Here is a 19,925-nt window from a genome sequence, read left to right on the forward strand (position 1 = left end):
CGGCTCGGTCTCGGCGACACGGCATTTCCCACCCCTCGGACCTCATGCTGCGACGTGGGGTGGTTCGGGAGAGGGCAGGGCCTCCAGCGTCTCCAGCCCCAACCGCATCACCGGGTGGTGCAGCAGGCGCAGGGTCGCAGGCCGCGTGCAGACCAGACGGATCTTGCCGCATCGGCCGGTGGCCCGGTCACGTGCGCGTGCCAGCGCCTTGATGCCGCTGGTGTCCATGAACGACACCGGGCGCAGGTCGATCAGCAGGTCGGGGCGGCCGGTGTAGGTCAGCCAGTCGAGGTGGCAGACCAGGCCGGGCGCGGTGAGCAGATCGATCTCCCCGCACACGATCACGAGGCTGCAGCTGCCGTGCGTACGGACTTCCTGGACACATGCGGTGGGCTGGACGGGGATCATGAAGACCCTTCCCGATGGCGCGATGTCCGTGGGGACTTGGCGCCGACGGGGACCCGGTCGACACGGGGGATTCTAGGCCCGGCGGAGAGACTTGCGTGCTCTTGTGCCGAACGGCTGCGGACGTGGCATGACCTGTGCTGTGCGGCGGGCGATACGGCCGTGGGCAGGCTAGGGCCACCGTTTGTCGGGGTCGTCCAGGCGGAGCTGGTACGCCAGTACGTCGCGGGCGGTGGCCAGCAGCGGGCGGTCATGGCTGTAGGCATGACCGCGCAGCTGCCTCAGGGCTTGGGCGCAGGTAATGCCGAGTTGGGCGGAGAGGAGGCCAGTGGCCTGGTGGACCTCGGCGAATTCCCAGCCGGGTTCGTCCACCAGCAGGCAGCTGGGCTCGGGCGGCCGGGCGGCCCGGCCGATGACGATCTGGGTGAGGGTGTCGGCGAGGCCGAAGGCTTCGGCGAGCTGGTCGTGACTGAGTGGTCCGGGCCGGGTGCGATGGCCGGTGAGCGCGCCCATCGCGATCACCCCGATACGCAGTGGGAACGTGAACATCGCGCGTACCCCCAAATCCCCGACGCCGCCGGGCAGCCCGGGCCAGCGGGTGGGGGCGAAGGCGCTGGTGTCCGCCAGGTCGGGCAGCAGGAGGACCATCCCGTGCCGGGCGGCGTCCAGGCTGGGGCCCTGCCCCTGGGTCAGCTGCAGATCCTCCAGGGCGGTGGTGCGCTCGCCGAAGGACTGCACCAGCTCGGGGTTGTTGCCGCCGGGGGCCAGCAGCAGGGCCAGGCCGTCCAGTCCCAGTGACCGGGCGCATGCTTCGAGCGGCAGGGGGGCCGGCCCGGGGCCCGGGTGGGTGCGCAGGGTGCGCAGATAGGAGGCCATCGCCCGCTCGGGCACCGGCCTCACCCCCTCCCGGGTACGAACTGGCGCCAGGGACTCGGCTCTTGGTCGCGCCGCCGTCTCACCGTCCGCGGTCCAGCAGGGAGGGGTCTGCGGATTCTTCCAGGACCTGCCGGGCCAGGTCGGTCAGCCGCATACGGTGATCGCGGGCGTAGTGGCGCATCACCGTGAACGCCTCCTCGACACTGGTGCCGCGTCGGTGGGCCAGGAAGCCCTTGGCCTGCTCGATGACGATCCGGGAAGTCACCGCTGCCTGCAACTGCGCCGCGACGGTCATCTGTTCGCTCACCGCGCGCTGTTGCAGGACCCCGATGGTGGCAGTGTCCGCCAGGGCCTGTCCCAGCCTCAGCTGGGCGGCGTCCAAGGGGCCCGGTTGATCCCGGAACAGTCCCAGAGCGCCGATCACCTGATCGTGCAGCCGCAGTGGGGCCGACACCACCGAGGTGAAACCCAGCTCGAGCGCCCGAGGGGTGAACTGCGGCCACCGGATCTGGGCCGATGCGGTGGCCAGCGCCATGTCCGGTACCAGCAGACTGGAGTGGAAGCAGTCCCGGCACGGGCCCTCGTCCCACTCGATGCCGGCCAGCTCCAGCTGACGGGTGCGCTCATCAGAGGCGGCCGCGTCCACCAGCCGGCCTGCGGGGGTGGCCAGCATCACCCCGGCCGCCGCCACGTCCAGCAGGTCCACACAGTGCTCGGTCAGCGTGTGCAGAAAACTGATGACGTCGAAGTCCTGCACCAGTGTGTCGGCGAGATCGACGAAGGCCAGAGCCAGGCGCTCTTCACGCGGTAGTCCAAGCACGCCCACTCACCCTCAAGATCGTGGGACACGCGAATCCGGGCGCCCCTCCCGCTCGTGCCCAGTATGTTCCCTGCCGGGCACAACGGGTGAGCCTCAGGCCAGCTGCTCTCTTTCGTCTACGGGACTTCGACAGACGTGGTCAGGTCTGATCACAGTCGTCCTGAGCCGAACACCCTGGTTCAGGTTCTGGCAAACGGCTACGCGACGATCGCCACGATCTGCGGTGAGCCGAGGTCTCAGAGCGCTGCGCAGGCCTCGCCGATCGCCTGGTCCAGCATCGCGAGGCCGAGGGAGAGCTCGTCCTCGGTGGCCGTCAGCGGGGGCGCCATGCGCAAGACGCCGCCCATACCAGCGAGTTGGACGATGTTCATGTGCAGGCCGAGTTCCAGGCAGCGCCGGGTGACCCGTGCGCCCAGCTCGTTCGAATGCTGCTTCGTCTCGCGGTCGACGACGAGTTCGAGCCCGGCCAGCAGACCCCGGCCGCGGATGTCGCCGACGACCTCGTGCCGCGTGGCGATGTCCGCAAGCCCCTGGTGGAGGAAGGTGCCCAGCGACCGCGCACGCTCCTCGAGCCTGTCGCGGATCAGGACGTCGAGGACGGTGTTGCCGACCGCCGCCACCAGCGGGTCGGCGACGTGCGTGGTGAAGAACAGATACCCGCGCTCGTACGCCTCCTGCTCGATCTCCGCGCTGGTCACCACGGCCGCCAGCGGCAGGCCCGCCCCCAGCGTCTTGGACAGCGTGAGGATGTCGGGCACGACGCCGTCGCGCTCGAAGGCGTACCAGGTCCCGGTCCGGCACAGACCGGTCTGCGCCTCGTCGAGGATCAACAGCATGCCGCGCTCGCGGCACTTGGCCCGCAGAGCCGCGAAATACCCGGCCGGCGGCTCGATGATTCCGCCGGAGCTGAGAATCGGCTCGACCAGGCACGCGGCCAGGCTGCCGGTCGACTGGGCGTCGATCAGGTCGAAGGCGAAGTCCAGCTGGCGGCGCCAGTCCAGCGAGCCGTCGTCCGTGGTGAAGTCGGGCCGGTAGGCGTTCGGCACGGGGATGGCGAAGTTGCCGGGCGCGCCCGGCCCGTACCCCTTGCGCCCCGCGCTGTAGGTGGCGGACGCGGCGGCCTGCGTCATGCCGTGCCAGGACCGCGCGAACGAGACGATCTCGTGCTTGCCGGTGACGAGCTTGGCCATCCGGATCGCGGCCTCGTTGGACTCGGCGCCGGTCGTCAGGAGCAGTGCCTTCTCCAGCGGCGCGGGCAGCGTACCGGCAAGACGCCGGGCGAGGTCGACCACCGGGCGGCTGAGCATGCCGCTGAAGAGGTGGTCGAGGGACGCGACCTGCCGCTGCACGGTCGCGACGATCTCCGGGTGCGAGTGGCCCAGGATCGCGCTCATCTGGCCGGAGGTGAAGTCGAGGATCTTCCGGCCGTCCGCGGTGAACACGAAGCTTCCGGCGGCGCGCTCGATGATCTCGTGGGTGAACTCGCCGCCGTAGCGCACGAGATGCCTCTCGGCATCGGCCCAGAAGGTGTCGGTGGACGCGGGGGCGGTGGTCGAAGCGGTCATGCCGCCGACGGTAGGGGGCCGCCGAGCGACACGTCCATCTCACGATTCCGGCTTTCCTGTTCGGTAGAACCGCACAACAATGAGGGGTGTGATGAACCCCTGGAGGCTGCGACTGCTCAGCCAGCTCGACACGCTGGGCACCGTCCGGGCGGTCGCCCAGGCCGCCAACCTGAGCCCGTCCAGCGTGTCGCAGCAGCTCGCCGTGCTCGAGACCGAGACGCGCACCCAGCTGATCGAACGCACGGGCCGCCGGGTGCGGCTGACCCCGGCCGGGCTGATCCTCGCCCGGCGGGCACGGGCGATCCTCGACCACATGGCCAGCGTGGAGGCGGAGCTGCGCGGGTTCGGCGAAGAACCGGCCGGCCTGGTGCGCCTCGGGGCCTTCCAGAGCGCGATCCACACCATGGCCGTACCGGCGGTGAGCCGCCTGGCGCGCGAGCACCCGCACCTGGACGTCGAACTCCTCGAGCTGGAGCCGCACGCGAGCATGCCCGCGCTGCGCGGCGGCGACGCGGACATCATCATCACGACCACGGACTTCGACGAGCTGCCGCTGGGACCGGACATCGACCTCGTGCCACTGGCCACGGACCCGGTCCTGCTGGTGGTCCCGCCCGAGCACCCCGCCGCCGGTCGCGGCGCCGTGGACCTCGCGGCCTACGCGGACGAGCCCTGGGCGTTCGACATCCCGCAGTCCTACATGGCCAATCTCGCGCTGCGCCTGTGCCGCCAGGCGAGCTTCGAGCCACGGGTGGTGTGCCGCTTCAGCAACTACATGATGACCCTCCAGCACGTCGAGGCCGGACTGTCGATCGCGCTGCTGCCCGGCCTTGCGGTCGACCGCCGCTACCGCGTCGCCACCCGGGAACTCGCCACTCCGGTGACCCGCACCATCACGGCGGCGATCCGCCGCGGCTCCCCGCCTCGCGCGGCGGTGCGCGCCGTACTGGAGGCACTGCGGCATCATCCGGAGCTGCCGTTGCCGCTGCCGGTTCGGGGGTGACGGCCTCGCGCGGCGCCGACCCGGCCGGTCATGGTCACCGGCCGAGCAGCGGGAGAGCCGGCCGCCGCTCCGGGGATTGTCAGTGGCGGCTGGGAGGGTGGACGCATGGACAGGGACGAGGAGTTGCTGCGCGGCCGGGTCTACGGCCAGGACCACGATGATCCCCGGCAGGGACCCCAGCCGGGGCGGGACTACGCCGAGCTGGTCGGCGGGCCGCTGGACGGCCTGTTGCTCGACATCACCGGCTGGACCAAGGGCGAGAAGGAGACCGGCGTCGCCCTGCCCACGGAGCTCGGGCACTTCGGCGCCGGCGGGCGGGCGCTGTACGACCCACGCCCCGCCGGCCCCCGGTCGGGCGGCCGGCGCCGCTGGGACTGGTCCGGCGACACTCCCTGACAACTGCCGGGCTCCGGAGCCGAAGGGTGGCGTCGGCCGGCGGCATGCGGCCGCTCACCGCTCCCGCCTGCCGCTCACCGGTCCTGCCTGGGGGAGACGTCGATCTCGTGTTCCACGGCCCACGTCCAGTACTCGCTGATCGTCCGGCCACCGGAAGCGGCGGCCGCGGAGATCGTCTGGGCCGGGGCGTCGAGGATGCCGATGGGGGGCGGGGTGGTCTCCAGGAGTACGGCGTGGCTCTGGCTGTCCGGTACGCGCCCGGTCGCGAAAACGTAGGAGGATCCGTCGTCCAGCGGCTCTTCCCCCTGGTAATGACTGACCGTGGTCGTGTCGCGCACGCTTCCCTTGAAGACCTGACCGACGCGGACGGCGTACATGTCGGAGACGATGCCGTAGATGTCACGCTCACCGGTCCGGCCCACCACCGTGCCGACGAACACGTGGTCGGCGGTCCCCGCCACCTGCCGGGCGTCCTGAGGATCGTAGAGCGTGACCGCCTCCGTGGGGCCGTTGCTCCTGCCGGGACCGGTGAGGCTGTACACGCTCCAGGCCGCACATCCCAGCACCGTCAGCGCCGCCGCGGCGACCGCCGGACGGCGGCGAACCTCGCTCATTGTTCTGCCTTTCATCCCCACAGCGCGTGGTAGTTCCGCCGGTCCCGTGACGTCGGCTCCGCGTTGGAGGACATGTCGTAGAGGTGTGGAGCCATCAACGAGCCGTAGGGCGAGGGGTTCTTGTGGCAGAACCCAGGGCGTGGCCGAGCTCGTGCGCCGCGATGGTCTGCCGGGACGTGGTGTCCCCGTACTGCTTGCCGGCCCCCAGATACGCCTTGTTCAGACGCAGCATGTCGGTGCCCTCAAGCCCCTTCCAGAGCCCGAGGATGTTCTTCCACGGAGGCCGGGAGGTGGTGACGTCCGACCACCCGCCGCCCTCTTCCACCGCCTGCTCACCCGCGGCCACGACGCCTCCGCCGAGGCCCTGGCCGAAGCCCTCGCGCATCACGGCACCTACTGGGGCGACTCGGCGGCGCCGCGCGCCCGAGTGGCGCTGGGACCGCTGGCGATGGCGAGCCCGGCGTACGACTACGACTTCCCCCTCGCCCTGCCGCAGCCACACCTGCCCACGGACTTCCCCCTCACCCTGCCGCAGCCACACCTGCCCACGGCTCTGCTCGACCGCGGACGGATCGAGGAGGTCCCGGGCCGAGCCCTCGCCGGTGGTCTCACGCCCGGCACATCGAGGCACTTCGAGGACCCTCGGGTTCCGGGGCGCTGAAACCGTCGTGAAACCGCGCTGAAGGCGCCCTGCCGCAACCTCTGCGGCATGACGACAACGACATCGCCCTCCCTCGCCATCGCGGCCACGGGGCTGCGCAAGGCCTACGGGGACAAGACGGTCCTCGACGGCATCGACCTGGCGGTGCCGGCCGGCACGGTCTTCTCCCTGCTCGGCCCGAACGGCGCCGGCAAGACCACCACCGTCAAGATCCTCTCCACGCTCATCGGTGCCGACACCGGAGACCTGCACGTCGGCGGCCACGACCTGGCCGTCGACCCGCAGGCCGTGCGGGCCGCGATCGGTGTCACCGGGCAGTTCTCCGCCGTCGACGGCCTGATCACCGGCGAGGAGAACATGCTCCTCATGGCCGACCTGCACCACCTGAATCGCCGTGAAGGCCGCCGGGTCGCCGCCGAGTTGCTGGATCGCTTCGACCTCGTCGACGCCGCGAAGAAGCCCGCCGCCAGCTACTCCGGGGGCATGCGGCGCCGCCTCGATCTGGCCATGACGCTGGTGGGCCATCCGCGGATCATCTTCCTCGACGAGCCGACCACCGGCCTTGACCCCCGCAGCCGCCACAACATGTGGGCCATCATCCGCGAGCTGGTCACCGGCGGGGTGACCGTCTTCCTCACCACCCAGTACCTCGAAGAAGCCGACGAGTTGGCCGACCGCATCGCCGTCCTCAACGACGGCAGGATCGCCGCCGAAGGCAGCGCCGACGAGCTCAAGCGGCTCATCCCGGGTGGGCATGTCCGGCTGCGCTTCGCCGACCCGGCCGCCTATCAGAGCGCTGCCCTGGCCCTGCGCGAGGTCACCCGGGACAACGAGGCGCTGTCGCTGCGGATCCCCAGCGACGGCAGCCAGCGCGAACTGCGCTCCCTCCTCGACTGGCTCGACGCGGCCGGTATCGAGGCGGACGAGCTGACCGTGCACACCCCCGACCTCGACGACGTGTTCTTCGCCCTCACCGGCGGCTCCACCGTCCCCAACCACCCCACGGAGGCCGTCCGATGAGCTCGCTCTCCCTGGCCGCACAGGACTCGGCCACCATGTTGCGCCGCAACCTGCTGCACGCGCGCCGCTATCCGTCCCTCACCCTGAACATCCTGCTGACGCCGATCGTCCTGCTGCTCCTGTTCGTCTACGTCTTCGGCGATGTGATGAGCGCGGGCATCAGCGGCGGCGGCGCCGATCGCTCCGACTACATCGCCTACCTCGTCCCGGGCATCCTGCTGATGACCCTCGGCGCCACTCCGGCCGGCACCGCGGTGTCGGTCTCCATGGACATGACCGAGGGCATCATCGCCCGCTTCCGCACGATGGCGATCCATCGCGGCTCGGTGCTCGTGGGGCATGTCGTCGGCAGCGTGCTGCAGGCGATCATCAGCGTGGTGCTCGTCGGCGCCGTCGCCGTGGCCATCGGATTCCGCTCCACCGACGCCACGGCCCTGGAGTGGCTGGCGGCGTTCGGGCTGCTCGTGCTGGTCGCCACGGCGTTCACCTGGATCGCGGTCGGGATGGGCATGGCCAGCCCCAACGCCGAGGCGGCCAGCAACAACGCGCTGCCGCTGATGATCCTCCCGCTCATCTCGAGCGCCTTCGTCCCCGCCGACGCGATGCCGGGCTGGTTCCAGCCGATCGCCGAGTACCAGCCCTTCACCCCGGCCATCGAGACCCTGCGCGGCCTGCTGCTCGGCAGCGGGATCGGCGACAACGGCTGGATCACGATCGCCTGGTGCGTGGGCCTGGCCGCGCTCGGCTACCGCTGGTCGACGGCGTTGTTCAACCGCGACCCGAAGTAAGGTCGCGGGCCGCCCGCCACAGTTCGTCCCGCGCCAGGGCCGCGTACATCGACACCGCGTCGGCGTACGCCGCCCGGTCGGCGTTCTCGGCCGCCTGCCGGGCGCGGGCCGCCGACATCGTCGGCTGGAACTCCCGTGGCGCCCGCAGCCGTTCGGCCAGCGCGATCTTCCGTACGGCGAAGGCTTCACCGCACGCGAGACCCGCCATGCCCAGCGCGTGCAGCACCGACCCGAACACCGGCAGCTCCGTGGGCGAGCGGGGCGGCCCACTCAGCAGTGTCCGCAGCCGCTGGCGCAGCCGGTCGACCGGCCCGGCGACGAGGTCGAGACGGCCGGCGTGCGCGTGCGCCGTCACCGCGGCCGCCTGGACCTGCAGCGCCCACGGGTCGAGCCAAGGGTCGCCGCCGTGCAGGGAACCGGCCTCGGGCATCCGCTCCACGGCGCTGCGCCACAGGCCGAGTCCGGCCTCCGTCAGCCCCCGGGTGAGCGCGATCTCGGCGCGGCTGCCGAGATCGGGGCTGTAGAAGGTGTCCTCCTGCGGGGTGTGTTCGCCCTCCACCTGCCGCAGCCAGTACTCGGCCTCGTCGGGCTCCCCGCGCTGCAGGCAGGCCAGGACGAGGGCCGAGCGGATGCCGATGTAGTCGTGCTCGCCGCCCAGCCGCGGCAACGTCTTCAGCGCCGCCCGCAGGTGCTCGTAGGCGGTCTCGCCCTGCCCCATCCGCAAGGACAGCTCGCTCAGCCGGGAATGGCCCATGAGCCGCAGGGAGGGGTTGTCGACCGGAGCCAGTGCCGTGATCATCCGGCGAGCCGAGGCGAGCGCGCGGTCGATGTCGTGCTCGTACTCCCAGACGTACGTGGCCACGCATTCGGCGATGGCGGCGACCAGCGGCTGCGCGTCGGCGCAGAGCAGGTGCAGCACGTCGTAGTCGGGAGGCCGCATCTGGGGCAGAGCGCCGAGCACGACGGCCGTGGCGCGCGGCAGGGTGTCCGGCGTCGCCGCAGGAAGCCGCCGCAGGGTGATGAGCTGGCGCACGGCTCGCGGGCCGTGGTTCATGAACAGGCCCGCCGTGCACAACACCGCGGCGGAGCGGGCGACTTCGACGTACTCGGGCGTGGGGGAGTAGTGCGAAAGCGGCGGGCCGGTGTCCGCGGCGAGGGTGGCCAGGCGCGGGTAGTTGGAGTCGGTGGACCACAAAGCGGCCAGGACGGCGGTCAGGGCGGCGATCGTGGGGCCGTCGGCACGGGCCAGGGCGTGTCGCAGGGCCAGCGCGAGATTGTCCTGCTCGGCCCTGATCCGTTCCCGGGCCGCGACGGGGTCCTCCGCGCTCGAGCGCGGCCGAGAGGACGCGGAGGGTTCCGGGCCGAAGAGCACTTCGTGCCGGGCGACCCCGAAGTCCCGGGCCCACGCCAGGAACCGGCCCACGGCCTCGTCATCCTCACCGGCCTCCGCACGGCGGGCCGCACTGAACTCCCGTACGGTCTCCAGCATCCGAAACCGCACGCCGACCGGCGTGTCGGCGACGGTGAGCAGCGACTGGCCGGCCAACTGCTCCAGCAGCAACAGCGCGTCCGCACCCAGCACCTGCTCCGCCGCGTCACCACGGAAGCCGCCGGGGAAGACGGACAGCGTGCGCAGCGCCGCCCTGGCGTCCTGCGCGAGCAGGTTCCAGCTCCACTCCACGACCGCGTGCAGCGTGCGGTGGCGCTCGGGCACGTCCCGCGCGCCGCCGCGCAGCAGCGCGAACCGGTCGCCGAGGCGGCGGGCGATCTCCGGCACCGACAGCACCCGCACCCGCGCCGCGGCCAACTCCACGGCCAGCGGCAGCCCGTCGAGGTGGCGGCACAGCTCGGCCACCGCGTCCGGCGGCAGCTCCACACCGCTCCTCGCGGCCCGCGCCCGCTGCGTGAACAGCTCGACGGAGGTGTCGAGTCCGAGCTCCGGCAGCGCGTACACCGCCTCCGACGTGAGGTCCAGCGGGGCCCGGCTGGTGGCGAGCACCCGCAGCTCCTTGGAGGAGGAGACCAGTGCCTGTACGAGACCGGCGGCGCCCTGGACGACCTGCTCGCAGTTGTCGAGCACCAGCAAGGCGGGCCCCGGTCCGAGCACGCCCAGGATGCCCGACACCGGGTCGGCCGCGCCGTGGCCGCTCACGACGCCGTGCCGCCCCTCGCCCGCACCGAGCGCGGTGGCCACCTCGCGGGCCACGTCCTGGTCCGCGGTCAGGCCGGCGAGCGGCACGAAATGCACCACGCGCTGCTCGGCCCGGCGGCTGACGGCGTGCGCGAGCCGGGTCTTGCCAAGACCGCCGGGCCCGACGACGGTGACGGCGCGCGAGGCGCGCAACAGCCCTTCCACCGCGGCGATGTCCTCGTCCCTGCCGAGCAGCGGGTTGGGCTCATGCGGCACCCCGTGCCTGACCACAGGCGCCTGGCCGCGCAGCAACTCCTGCTGCACGGCCTTGAGCCCGGCGCCCGGATCCGTGCCCAGCGCCTCGCGCAGCTCACGACGGTAGGCCTCGTACCGCGTCAGCGCGGCGGACGGGCCCGCCGTCGCCGCCTCGGAACGCAGCAGTTCGGCGAGCACCTCCTCGTCACGCGGATGCTCCGCGACGGCCACGGCCAGCGGCCCGGACGCCTCCGCATGCCGTCCCAGGCGGGCGAGCGCGAGCGCCTGGGCGCGGACGAGCGTGGCGCGCACGGGGGCGCGTTCGGTGCGCAACGCAGCTACGGGATCGCCGGTGCCACCGTCCCCGCCAGGGGCGCCCTCCCACAGGGCGAGCCCGGCCTCGGCCGCTGCCAGCGCTTCCGCGTGGTCCCCGGCCCTGGCCCGCTGTGCGCTCACGGCGGCGTGCAGCAGCAGGGCGGAGCTGTCGACCTGCTCCTCGACGAGGGCGAGCCGGTATCCGACCGGTGTGCTCGCGATGACATCGGCGCCCAACTGGGCCCGCGCCCTGGACACGAGCACCTGCAGTGCCTTTCCCGGCCGTTCCGGCGACTCCTCCGGCCACAGCCCTGCCACCAGCCGCTCGGCGCTACAGCCGGTGCGCACATCGCCCGCGAGCAGCGCGAGCAGGGCCCGGAGCCGGGGCGCGGTGACCTCCTGCCCGCGATAGGCGACACGCGGCAGCAGGGTCAGGTCGGTGGTCACCCGTGCAGATTAGCCAAGCCACCGGCGGCTCCACCTCGCGCTGTTCCTGCAGGGCCCGCGAACCTGCTTCAGGGATCCTGGTCCGCTGTCTCCGGCGGACCACCAGGTGCCGTTCAGTGACGGCCTTAGAGTTGCCCAACCATGCCTGAACTCCTCGGAATCAACCATCTGACCCTCTCCACGACCGACCTCGACCGGCTCGTGACGTACTACACGGAGTTGCTCGGGGCGGCGCTCGCCTTCGAGCGTGCCGCGACCCCTTCCGATCCTCGGATCGCGGCCGTCGATGTCGGCGGCGCCGACCACCTGATGATCGTCGAGACCGCCACCGCCCCCACCACCGACCTCGACCCCCTGAGTGGGGCGGGATGGGGGCTGCGTGTGGCGACGTACAGCCAGCTGTGTGAGGTGCGCGAGCGCGTCCTGCGTGCCGGGTGGCCGGTCGGACCGATCGAGACACTGCCCGCGCAGTGGACGATGACGGCTCGCGATCCCGATGGACGCCCGGTGGATGTGCGGGCGCATCGGCCACTGGCGGGCTGACATCGGGGCGGGACTCCTGGCACGCACAGGGCGGTGAAGTGACCTGCCTCACATGCTGTCACAGCGGTCGATCACGCGGTGTCTTGTGGCTGAACCGACAGAGACGAAGGAGATGCCATGAGTGAGAACACCGCAGTGGTCGTGATCGGCGGCGGATACGCCGGTGTCATGGCGGCCAATCGACTGACCCAGCGTGACGACGTGACAGTGACCCTGATCAACCCCCGCCCGACCTTCGTCGAGCGGATCCGCCTGCACCAACTGGTGGGCGGATCTCACGACGCCGTCATGGAGTACGGCAAGGTCCTGGCCGCGGGCATCGATCTGGTGGTCGACACCGTGACACGGATCGACGCCGCCGAGCGCAGCGTGACCCTGGCGAGCGGCGGCGCACTCGACTACGACCACCTCATCTACGCGGTGGGCAGCGGCAGCGCCGACCCGAGCGTGCCCGGAGCGGCCGAATTCGCCTACCCGCTGGCCGACCTGGAGGAGGCGCGGCGGCTGCGCCCGGTCGTCCAGGCCGCGCCCGCGACGGCCGCGGTGACGGTGGTCGGCGCCGGACCGACCGGCATCGAGACCGCCGCCGAGCTGGCGGAGGAGGGCCGCACCGTAACCCTGGTGTGCGGCACGGAACTTGGCCCCTACCTGCACCCTCGGGGGCGACGATCGGTGGCCAAGCGGCTGGCCAGGCTCGGTGTGACCGTGATCGAAGGCCCCGACGCGACGGTGACGGCGGTGACGCGCGATGCCGTACGACTCAGCGGCGGCCGTGAGATGGCGAGCGAGGTGACCATCTGGACCGCCGGATTCGGTGTGCCGGACCTGGCCGCCCGCAGCGGGCTGCGTACCGACGCCCTGGGCCGCCTGCTCACGGACGAGACGTTGACCAGCGTGGACGACGAGCGCATCGTGGCGGCCGGGGATTCGGCGGCGCCGTCGAACCTGCCGTACCGGATGAGCTGCCAGGCCGCCGTCCAGCTCGGCCCGCAGGCCGCCGAGACCGTGCTCAGCCGCATCGCGGGGGAGCGGCCCGCCACCGTCGACGTGGGGTTCGTCAGCCAGTGCATCAGCCTCGGACGGCGCGCCGGCATCTTCCAGTTCGCCAGCAGGGACGACACCGCCAACCGGTACTACCTCGCCGGCCGTACGGGCGCCAAGGTCAAGGAGATCATCTGCCGGAGCATCGCCTGGCAGCTGGCCTACGAGGCGCGCAAGCCCGGCAAGCGCACCTGGTGGACCAAGGACGCCAAGCGCCCGCAACTGCTCCTCCAGGCCGTGCGCGACGAGGCACCGGCCGTCGAGACACCGGTCGTCGCCGAACCGGCGGCCTGACGAAGTATCCGGGGCGCGCCCCACGCATGCGATCATCAGCGCCGCAGGCCACGAAGGAGATGGCCCCGATACATGAGCGAGAACGCCACCGACCCGGCGACGGAGCGTTTCGTCCCCCCGTGTCGAGGACGCCCGCATCACCGGCCTCGACTATGTCCGCAACCCTCAGAAGCTGTCCCGCGTCGAGTTCGCGACGCCGCTCACCCCGCACTGAACACCGCTGGTGCAGAAGCCACTTGGGAGAGCACGGCAACCCACCAGCCCGGCGGGCGCACGGTGGACGACGCCGCTGACGCCGCCCGGTGAGCGGGGCGGCCCCGGGGCGCGGAACCGCGACGCGTGGGGACGTCGCAGGGCTTATGGCGTTTTCTGCGCAGTAGTGCTCGATGGGGGTAGTAAGAAGACGGCACGTGTCGATGAGAGGAGAAGGCGTGACGTCGGACGAGAAGGACGGGGAAGGTTTGCTGGACGGCCTGTCGGTGGATGAGGCCCGGCCGGAGCGTCCGGTACTGCTCGACGGGCAAGGTGAGCCCCTGCAGACCTGGCGGGAGAACTATCCCTACGCGGAGAAGCTTCGGCGCAAGGCCTACGAACGCCAGAAGCGGATCCTGCAGATCGAGCTGCTGAAACTGCAGAGATCCGTGCGCGAGCAGGGCCAGCGCATCGTGGTCGTGTGCGAGGGGCGGGACGCCGCGGGCAAGGGCGGCACGATCAAACGCTTCACCGAGCGCCTCAACCCCCGAGGGGCCCGCATCGTCGCGCTGGACAAGCCCACCGAGCGGGAAGCGGGCGAGTGGTACTTCCAGCGGTACGTCGCACAGCTGCCGGCCGCGGGGGAGATCGTCTTCTTCGACCGCTCCTGGTACAACCGTGCCGGCGTCGAGCCCGTCATGGGCTTCTGCACGCCACGGCAGCACGACGAATTTCTCCAGCAGGTCCCGCTCTTCGAGAAGATGATCACCGATGACGGCATCGTGCTGGTCAAGTTCTGGTTCTCCGTCTCCCGTGCGGAGCAGCGCACCCGCTTCGCCATCCGCCAGGTGGACCCCGTACGTCAATGGAAGCTCTCACCCACGGACCTGGCCTCACTGGACCTGTGGGACGCCTACACCCACGCCAAGGTGGAGATGTTCCGCGCCACGGACACCGTCCACGCACCGTGGTCGGTGATCAAGTTCAACGACAAGCGCCGCGGGCGCCTCGAAGCCATCCGGCACCTGCTGCTGCGCATCGACTACGAGGCCATGGACAAGGACGCGGTGGGGGAGGCGGACCCACTCATCATCGGCCCCGCCGACACACTGCTGGAAGCGGACGAGGACCCGACGGACCTGTCCCCCAGCCGACTCGCCGACACGGGGGAAGGGCCTGGCCAGCACCCTGGTCAGCACCCATGACACCTGCGGCGGCTGACGGGCCGTCCGCATCACGTCGCCCGGACGGCCAGAGAGAGGGAGGTCGCGCATGACCGCGCTACACGTGACGGTGTGGGACGAGACCGGCGGCGAAGGGGCCCCGGCGGTCTTCGCCCACAACATTTTCACGTGGGGCAGCGACGAGGCGTACGGGTTCGCGGCCCAGCGGCCACTGGCCGACCGCTACCGCCTGCTGCTGGTGGACCGCCGTGGCTACGGCCACAGCCCCGACACCGAGCGCAGCGACTACGACACCGACGCCGACGACCTGGTGGACCTGCTGACGCGGCAGGACGGGGGCGCGCACCTGGTCGGACACGGCAACGGCGGCCTGGCAGCCATGCTCGCAGCCGGGCGCCGCCCCGACCTCGTACGTTCCCTGACGCTGATTCAGCCCGCCGCGTTCTCCGCGGCCGCCCACCACCCCGTCGTCGAGGCCATGCTGGACCGGGTGCGAGACAGCGCGGGTGTGCCGGATTCGGTGACGCCGGAGCAGTACCTGCGTGCCTCCACGGAAGGCCTGGGCATGGCCATGCCCGACCCCACCCCGCAGCGCCTGCGTGCCGTGGCCACGTCGATGCGCGAACGTCCCGTATGGGAAGCGGCCGTGCCCCTGAATCCGTTGCGGGCCGCGCCGTGGCCGACGCTGGTGATCTGCGGGACCTGGCAGGACGCACCGGAGATGTACCGCACCTACGCGGGCGAGCCGCTGATCGCCTGCGCCGAAGCCGTGACCGAGGCCGTCGACGGCCGGCTGCTGCGCGTGGACGGCTACTACCCGCACACCCAGCAACCCGCCGCGGTCAACGCGGCCTTGCGCGAACTGTGGGGACAGCCGCGCGGCGGCCCGGCGCAGTGACTGCGCCGGGCCGCCGCACGTACCGCGATGACCAGAAGGCAACCGTCAGCGCGTGGCGAGCTCGGCGAGCAACTGGGCGGCGGGCTTCGGATGGACGAGCCAGCTCAGATGGCTCCCACCGAGGGTCCCGACGTCGAAGGGGTTGTCGGGCGTGAGCGCGTCGGCCTCGCGGATCATGCGGTCCTGCATGGCCAGCGGGATGCTGACATCGTCGGTCAACCGCACGTAGGACTTGGGGATCCGGCCCCACGTGGCGGCCTGCGTGCGGTCGGCGGACGTGCCCACGTCGAGGTTCTCGTCGGGCTGGAAAGTGCCCAAGAACGTGCGGAACTCGTCGTCGCTGAGGTCGGCGGCGAAGGCCTGCTTCATCGCGGCGAGCGTCTCCGGGTCGGCGGTACGGAAGTTGACCCGCAGCAGACCGAGTTCGGCCGGGTTGCCGGCGAGCGCGGCAGCGAACGTACTCGGGTCGACCGTGGCCATCTCCGGCTCGGCGTAGTAGTCGTTGACGTCCAGGTCGACGGGGCACCAGGCAGAGACATAGATGATCCGGTCGATCAGGTCGGGCCTGGCGTTGCCGACCGCGGTGATCGTGGCGCCGCCCCTGCTGTGGCCGACGAGGATGGTCGGCCCGTTCTGCTTCGCCCGCTCCAGGACCTCGATGACGCGGGCGACATTGTCGGCAAGGGTCACCCCCTTGATTCTCCCTGGCTCCGCGGCGAGCGCGCCGAGATCCTGAGGAGCCTGGTAGGCCGCGGGGAAGGTCGCCTCGAACCCGTGCCCCGGAAGATCGAGGGCCACCGAGCGGTGCCCGAGCAGGCCGAGCTCGGCCTGAAGCGGCGCGAACGAGAAGGAGTTGGCGAAGGCACCATGGACAAATACGAATGTCGGCTGATTTTGCATGGACGTAGCCTCCAACGGAACGATCTACAGGACAAGCGCGAAATAGAGACTTTCGTGCCACCTCCAGCCCGTGGTCGCAAAGCAGCGCATCCTTTTCCGGCCCTGTCGCCGAGTGGTGGCGGGAGTTCATTAATCTGAGCCCCATGAACGACGAAACCTGGGACGCCCTGAAGGCGGCCCCGATCGCGGAGATACGGCGACGCGCCGCGATCCTCCACACGATTGTCGATGTCTCGCCGGTGACGGTGGAGGGCGCCGAGCGGTTCGCCTGGAACGACAGCGGCGGGCAGTCGGCCGTGTGGTACTTCACGCCCGACGGCCGGGCGATGCTGCTGACCTTCGATCACGAGACGGATCTGAACCTCTACGCCGAAGGCACCTTCGCCGAGCAGGAGTCGCTCTATCGCGGAGTTCCCGCGGATCTCGTCCAGTTGGTGCGCAACCGCCCTGAGAACTACGAATCCCTGAACCTCACGGAACACGGGACGGACGAGACGATCCACTACGCGGGCGGCGTGTTCTGGTTCGACGGCACACAGTGGCGGGCAGCCGAAGGGTTCCTGGACCACTGCGACCAGGCGGATCTGGACCCCATGAGCGAATCCGGCTTCGACTACTGCCTCGAGGCCTATTTGCTCGGCCAGGAGTTCACCGCCGAGTCCTTCATCGCCTATCGGGACGCCGAGGGCTGGTACGACGATCCCGCGGAGAAGGACGCGGCACTCGGCACGGTCCGGGAGGTCTTCGCCCGGCACGGATGAGGTGCACGGACGAGGTGGGGGAGCGCGGCGGCCCGAGGCCTCTGGATCGACACGCCCGCCAAGCGGAGGGCTGTGGCCGCGCTCCCGAAGGGCCGCTGGGACGGCCCGGCGGTCACGGCAGGAGCTCGACGTACCCGTCGGTTCCGTGCACGCGGATCCGCTGCCCGTCCCGGATCAGCCGGGTGGCCTGCTCCACGCCCACGACGGCCGGCAAGCCGTACTCCCGGGCGATCACCGCGCCATGGGTCATCAGACCGCCCACCTCCGTCACCAGGCCCGCGATGCCGACGAACAGCGGCGACCAGCTGGGGTCGGTGAAGGCCGTGACCAGGATGTCGCCCGCTTCGAGATCCGCTTCCGCCATGTCGAGGATGACGCGGGCGCGTCCCTCGATGGTCCCGGCCGACACCGGCACGCCGACCAGGGCCCCGGCCGGCACGTCCGCGCGCCGGTACGACCCGGTGACGGCCTCACCGTCGGAGGTGAGCACCCGGGGCGGTGTGAGCGCCTGGTAGGAGCGGAACGCCTCCTTGCGCTGCTGGATGAGCCGGTCATCCACCTGGTTCGAGCGCGCGACGTCGTGGAGTTCGTGGAACGTGAGGTAGAAGATGTCCTCCTTCTCCCGGAGAACCCCTGCCCGCACGAGGCGCTCGGCCTCTTCCAACAGGGCCTGCTTGTAGACGAAGGAGCGGCTGACGATGCCGTACTTCGGGTACTCCCGGTACCCAGCGAAGCCCCGTACCTGGTCGATCATCCGCTTGGCCGCGTCGGCCTTCTGGTCCCCGTCCGGCAGGGCCCGCAAGCGCGACAGCACGTCCTGTTCCTTCTCCCGCGCCTTCCGCCGGCCTTCCTCGAAGCGCCGCTCGGCTGCGCCCGGTTCGAAGATCCTGACGTTGTCGAGGATCACGGGCACGAGCGTGGTGGGGCGCTCCCGCCACCGCGGCCGGGTGATGTCGATCTCGCCGACGCAGCGCATGCCGTACCGGTCGAGATAGGACTCGATGGCGGCGCGTGCCTCGGTCCCGCCCGTGAGCTTCGCCAGGCCGTCCAGGAAGTCCTCGTCCTCGACGCTCTGGAGGAAGGCCACCACCTCCGGATACGGGCGGATCACGTCCGCGACGTCGAGCAGCGCAAGGCCCATCTCCGAGGTGATGTTGTCAGGGGCGGACAGCGTGAGCGTGTCCGCCGCGTTCTTCTCGCCCAGCCACTCCAGCAGCTTGTCGTTGAGCCACCACGTGGCCTCCATCCCCGCCATGATGGCCCGCATGCTCATCGGATCGCCGAGGACCCGCTTGTGCTCCTCGAAGGCCTCCAGGAGGAAGTCGAACAGCGCCGGTCCGGTCTTCGTCCGGATGTCGCGCCGCAGAGCGGCGACGGACACCTGGCTGCGCTCGATCAGCTCGGTGACGATGGCCGGATCGGCCTCGACCGGGACGGACACACCACTGGCCGATGCACCACTGGCCGACGCGCCACCGGCCGGCGGCCCGCCGGGACCCGCATCCGGCAGCGAGGGGATGAAGTCGTCACGGTCGATGACGGTCTCCAGGGCGTCCCTGACCAGCGGATCGCCCCTTCCCATGAGGTCCAGGAGCCCGGCGCGGCTCGCGGGCTGGGCCAGCCGCTCGATGACGTCGACGAACAGTCGTCCGCCGGCCTCGTGCATCGCCACCATGGCCGTCAGCTGCCACATGGAGAACCCCAGAGGCTTCATGGGGTCGGTCATCATCTGCTGGTGGCCGACGGAGACGTAGACGTGATTCTCCTGGTCGTCGGCCTCCGGGATCGGGAACAGCGTCGTGATGGGACGGCTCTGTACGACCTGGAAGTCCCCCTCGGCCAGACACCATTCGATGTCCTGCGGACGGCCGAAGTGCGCCTCGATCCGCCGGCCGAGCTGTACGAGCTGCACCACCTGCGCGTCCGTCAGCGCCGGCTGTTCCTGCTGCCGTGAGTCGATCACCACTTCCCGCGTACCGCCGGCGGGCACGGCGTGAACGGCACGCTGTTTGGCGGCGATCGTCTTCTCGATGATCGCGCCGTCGCGCACTTTGTAGACGTCCGGGTTCACCAGGCCCGAGACCAGGGCCTCGCCGAGACCGAAGCCGGCGTCCACGGTGGCGACCTTCCGGTTGCCCGTGACGGGGTCGGCCGTGAACAGGATGCCGGACGCATGCGGGAGGACCATCCGCTGCACGACCACGGCCATGTGGACCGTACGGTGGTCGATGCCGTTGCGCCGGCGGTAGGTCACGGCCCGCTCGGTGAACAGCGAGGCCCAGCACCGGCTGATGTGCTGGAGGATCGCCGCCGCTCCCACGACGTTCAGGTACGTGTCCTGCTGGCCGGCGAAGGAGGCCGTCGGCAGGTCCTCCGCCGTCGCGCTGGATCGCACGGCGTACGCGGCTTGCTCGCCGAGCTGCGTGAGCGCGCGGGTGACCGCCGCCGCGAGATCGCCCGGGACGGCGGTCTCCTCGATGGTCCGGCGGATCTGCGCGCTGAGCGTGCGGATCGCCTCCCGGTCGTCCGGGTCCAGGCGCGCCAGCTGATCGAGATGACCGTCGATCGACGGGGCCTGGGCCATGACCCGACGGAAGGCGTCCGTCGTCACGCAAAAGCCCCCCGGCACGCGGATGCCGTCGATCCGCGACAGCTCGCCCAGGTGCGCGCCCTTGCCGCCGACGACCGCGACCTGCGTGTCGTCGATGTCCTGCAGGTTCAGCACGTACTGCTCGCTCACTGCGATACCTCCGAGGCGGCCGTGCTCCGTCGCACGGCGGTGCCCGATCGGATCACCGGTGCCACCGGCTCTGTCG

19 protein-coding genes and 1 pseudogene are annotated in these 19,925 nt (G+C 70.9%); 11 read left to right on the forward strand and 9 right to left on the reverse strand.

Features of this window, described 5'->3' with window-relative positions:
- Positions 1-42: 42 nt before the first annotated feature.
- The 4 genes from ACZ6ZP_RS16740 to ACZ6ZP_RS16755 all read right to left on the reverse strand — a co-directional run bounded on the left by ACZ6ZP_RS16740 (position 43) and on the right by ACZ6ZP_RS16755 (position 3,666).
- Positions 43-408, reverse strand: coding sequence for an STAS domain-containing protein (locus ACZ6ZP_RS16740; protein WP_351166331.1), 366 nt, complete (start codon positions 406-408; stop codon positions 43-45).
- Between the two features lie 168 nt (positions 409-576).
- Positions 577-1,296 (reverse strand): ANTAR domain-containing protein, encoded by a 720-nt coding sequence (locus ACZ6ZP_RS16745; protein WP_383824847.1) that lies wholly within the window; start codon positions 1,294-1,296, stop codon positions 577-579.
- A 64-nt stretch (positions 1,297-1,360) separates the two neighbouring features.
- Positions 1,361-2,107 carry a GAF and ANTAR domain-containing protein gene (locus ACZ6ZP_RS16750; protein WP_399984727.1) on the reverse strand — a complete coding sequence of 249 codons (747 nt, stop codon included), beginning with the start codon at positions 2,105-2,107 and terminating at the stop codon, positions 1,361-1,363.
- 230 nt (positions 2,108-2,337) lie between these two features.
- Entirely contained in the window at positions 2,338-3,666 is a 1,329-nt protein-coding gene (locus tag ACZ6ZP_RS16755; RefSeq protein ID WP_469407304.1) for an aspartate aminotransferase family protein, read from the reverse strand.
- A 91-nt stretch (positions 3,667-3,757) separates the two neighbouring features.
- Between ACZ6ZP_RS16755 and ACZ6ZP_RS16760 the strand changes: the two genes are divergently transcribed.
- Both ACZ6ZP_RS16760 and ACZ6ZP_RS16765 read left to right on the forward strand, forming a co-directional pair.
- Entirely contained in the window at positions 3,758-4,669 is a 912-nt protein-coding gene (locus tag ACZ6ZP_RS16760) for a LysR family transcriptional regulator (RefSeq protein ID WP_454429322.1), read from the forward strand.
- A gap of 105 nt (positions 4,670-4,774) precedes the next feature.
- A complete protein-coding gene (locus ACZ6ZP_RS16765) occupies positions 4,775-5,065 on the forward strand; it encodes a hypothetical protein (RefSeq protein ID WP_351166341.1) in 291 nt (96 codons plus the stop codon).
- A gap of 74 nt (positions 5,066-5,139) precedes the next feature.
- On the opposite strand, the gene ACZ6ZP_RS16770 is transcribed toward ACZ6ZP_RS16765, so the two are convergent.
- Both ACZ6ZP_RS16770 and ACZ6ZP_RS16775 read right to left on the reverse strand, forming a co-directional pair.
- Positions 5,140-5,679 carry a hypothetical protein gene (locus ACZ6ZP_RS16770; RefSeq protein ID WP_351166343.1) on the reverse strand — a complete coding sequence of 180 codons (540 nt, stop codon included), beginning with the start codon at positions 5,677-5,679 and terminating at the stop codon, positions 5,140-5,142.
- 94 nt (positions 5,680-5,773) lie between these two features.
- Positions 5,774-6,064: a hypothetical protein gene (locus ACZ6ZP_RS16775; protein ID WP_469407706.1), complete on the reverse strand. Its 291-nt coding sequence runs from the start codon at positions 6,062-6,064 to the stop codon at positions 5,774-5,776.
- On the opposite strand from ACZ6ZP_RS16775, the gene ACZ6ZP_RS16780 reads away from it, so the two are divergent.
- The 3 genes from ACZ6ZP_RS16780 to ACZ6ZP_RS16790 are packed head-to-tail and all read left to right on the forward strand — an operon-like array spanning position 6,008 to position 8,148.
- Entirely contained in the window at positions 6,008-6,340 is a 333-nt protein-coding gene (locus ACZ6ZP_RS16780) for a hypothetical protein (RefSeq protein WP_469407684.1), read from the forward strand. The genes ACZ6ZP_RS16775 and ACZ6ZP_RS16780 overlap by 57 nt on opposite strands.
- A 48-nt stretch (positions 6,341-6,388) precedes the next feature.
- The gene (locus ACZ6ZP_RS16785; RefSeq protein WP_469407305.1) at positions 6,389-7,360 is read left to right on the forward strand and encodes an ATP-binding cassette domain-containing protein; all 972 of its coding nucleotides are present in this window, start codon (positions 6,389-6,391) and stop codon (positions 7,358-7,360) included.
- On the forward strand, positions 7,357-8,148 hold the full coding sequence (locus ACZ6ZP_RS16790; RefSeq protein ID WP_469407307.1) for an ABC transporter permease: 792 nt from the start codon (positions 7,357-7,359) through the stop codon (positions 8,146-8,148). The genes ACZ6ZP_RS16785 and ACZ6ZP_RS16790 overlap by 4 nt, the downstream gene beginning before the upstream one ends.
- Here the strand turns inward: ACZ6ZP_RS16790 and ACZ6ZP_RS16795 are convergent.
- Positions 8,129-11,296 carry an ATP-binding protein gene (locus ACZ6ZP_RS16795; RefSeq protein WP_469407309.1) on the reverse strand — a complete coding sequence of 1,056 codons (3,168 nt, stop codon included), beginning with the start codon at positions 11,294-11,296 and terminating at the stop codon, positions 8,129-8,131. The two genes, ACZ6ZP_RS16790 and ACZ6ZP_RS16795, sit on opposite strands and share 20 nt — an antisense overlap.
- 141 nt (positions 11,297-11,437) lie before the next feature.
- On the opposite strand from ACZ6ZP_RS16795, the gene ACZ6ZP_RS16800 reads away from it, so the two are divergent.
- The 5 genes and pseudogenes from ACZ6ZP_RS16800 to ACZ6ZP_RS16820 all read left to right on the forward strand — a co-directional run bounded on the left by ACZ6ZP_RS16800 (position 11,438) and on the right by ACZ6ZP_RS16820 (position 15,448).
- On the forward strand, positions 11,438-11,839 hold the full coding sequence (locus ACZ6ZP_RS16800) for a VOC family protein (protein WP_469407310.1): 402 nt from the start codon (positions 11,438-11,440) through the stop codon (positions 11,837-11,839).
- 117 nt (positions 11,840-11,956) lie between these two features.
- Complete coding sequence (locus ACZ6ZP_RS16805) at positions 11,957-13,174, forward strand: NAD(P)/FAD-dependent oxidoreductase (protein WP_469407311.1); 1,218 nt, start codon at positions 11,957-11,959, stop codon at positions 13,172-13,174.
- Between the two features lie 121 nt (positions 13,175-13,295).
- Positions 13,296-13,388: pseudogene (locus tag ACZ6ZP_RS16810) on the forward strand (RNA polymerase subunit sigma-24); the annotation flags it as partial.
- Between the two features lie 202 nt (positions 13,389-13,590).
- Positions 13,591-14,571, forward strand: coding sequence for a polyphosphate kinase 2 (ppk2, locus tag ACZ6ZP_RS16815; RefSeq protein ID WP_383824902.1), 981 nt, complete (start codon positions 13,591-13,593; stop codon positions 14,569-14,571).
- A gap of 67 nt (positions 14,572-14,638) precedes the next feature.
- Positions 14,639-15,448 carry an alpha/beta fold hydrolase gene (locus tag ACZ6ZP_RS16820; protein WP_469407313.1) on the forward strand — a complete coding sequence of 270 codons (810 nt, stop codon included), beginning with the start codon at positions 14,639-14,641 and terminating at the stop codon, positions 15,446-15,448.
- Between the two features lie 45 nt (positions 15,449-15,493).
- Here ACZ6ZP_RS16820 and ACZ6ZP_RS16825 read toward each other — a convergent pair whose 3' ends face one another.
- A complete protein-coding gene (locus ACZ6ZP_RS16825; protein ID WP_351166359.1) occupies positions 15,494-16,348 on the reverse strand; it encodes an alpha/beta fold hydrolase in 855 nt (284 codons plus the stop codon).
- A 143-nt stretch (positions 16,349-16,491) separates the two neighbouring features.
- Between ACZ6ZP_RS16825 and ACZ6ZP_RS16830 the strand changes: the two genes are divergently transcribed.
- Positions 16,492-17,109 (forward strand): hypothetical protein, encoded by a 618-nt coding sequence (locus tag ACZ6ZP_RS16830; protein WP_469407314.1) that lies wholly within the window; start codon positions 16,492-16,494, stop codon positions 17,107-17,109.
- Positions 17,110-17,221: 112 nt separating this feature from the next.
- Here ACZ6ZP_RS16830 and rph read toward each other — a convergent pair whose 3' ends face one another.
- The gene (rph, locus tag ACZ6ZP_RS16835) at positions 17,222-19,849 is read right to left on the reverse strand and encodes a rifamycin-inactivating phosphotransferase (RefSeq protein WP_469407316.1); all 2,628 of its coding nucleotides are present in this window, start codon (positions 19,847-19,849) and stop codon (positions 17,222-17,224) included.
- Between the last annotated feature and the right edge of the window lie 76 nt (positions 19,850-19,925).

The sequence above is a fragment of the Streptomyces sp. NPDC054047 genome (assembly GCF_055585065.1).

What these genes read in the sequence shown, in the direction of transcription:
- ACZ6ZP_RS16740 (WP_351166331.1), bottom strand. Translation starts at nt 408, where the DNA reads ATGATCCCCGTCCAGCCCACCGCATGTGTCCAGGAAGTCCGTACGCAC.
- ACZ6ZP_RS16755 (WP_469407304.1), bottom strand. Translation starts at nt 3,666, where the DNA reads ATGACCGCTTCGACCACCGCCCCCGCGTCCACCGACACCTTCTGGGCC.
- ACZ6ZP_RS16760 (WP_454429322.1), top strand. Translation starts at nt 3,758, where the DNA reads ATGAACCCCTGGAGGCTGCGACTGCTCAGCCAGCTCGACACGCTGGGC.
- ACZ6ZP_RS16765 (WP_351166341.1), top strand. Translation starts at nt 4,775, where the DNA reads ATGGACAGGGACGAGGAGTTGCTGCGCGGCCGGGTCTACGGCCAGGAC.
- ACZ6ZP_RS16770 (WP_351166343.1), bottom strand. Translation starts at nt 5,679, where the DNA reads ATGAGCGAGGTTCGCCGCCGTCCGGCGGTCGCCGCGGCGGCGCTGACG.
- ACZ6ZP_RS16775 (WP_469407706.1), bottom strand. Translation starts at nt 6,064, where the DNA reads ATGCGCGAGGGCTTCGGCCAGGGCCTCGGCGGAGGCGTCGTGGCCGCG.
- ACZ6ZP_RS16785 (WP_469407305.1), top strand. Translation starts at nt 6,389, where the DNA reads ATGACGACAACGACATCGCCCTCCCTCGCCATCGCGGCCACGGGGCTG.
- ACZ6ZP_RS16790 (WP_469407307.1), top strand. Translation starts at nt 7,357, where the DNA reads ATGAGCTCGCTCTCCCTGGCCGCACAGGACTCGGCCACCATGTTGCGC.
- ACZ6ZP_RS16800 (WP_469407310.1), top strand. Translation starts at nt 11,438, where the DNA reads ATGCCTGAACTCCTCGGAATCAACCATCTGACCCTCTCCACGACCGAC.
- ACZ6ZP_RS16805 (WP_469407311.1), top strand. Translation starts at nt 11,957, where the DNA reads ATGAGTGAGAACACCGCAGTGGTCGTGATCGGCGGCGGATACGCCGGT.
- ppk2 (WP_383824902.1), top strand. Translation starts at nt 13,591, where the DNA reads ATGAGAGGAGAAGGCGTGACGTCGGACGAGAAGGACGGGGAAGGTTTG.
- ACZ6ZP_RS16820 (WP_469407313.1), top strand. Translation starts at nt 14,639, where the DNA reads ATGACCGCGCTACACGTGACGGTGTGGGACGAGACCGGCGGCGAAGGG.
- ACZ6ZP_RS16825 (WP_351166359.1), bottom strand. Translation starts at nt 16,348, where the DNA reads ATGCAAAATCAGCCGACATTCGTATTTGTCCATGGTGCCTTCGCCAAC.
- ACZ6ZP_RS16830 (WP_469407314.1), top strand. Translation starts at nt 16,492, where the DNA reads ATGAACGACGAAACCTGGGACGCCCTGAAGGCGGCCCCGATCGCGGAG.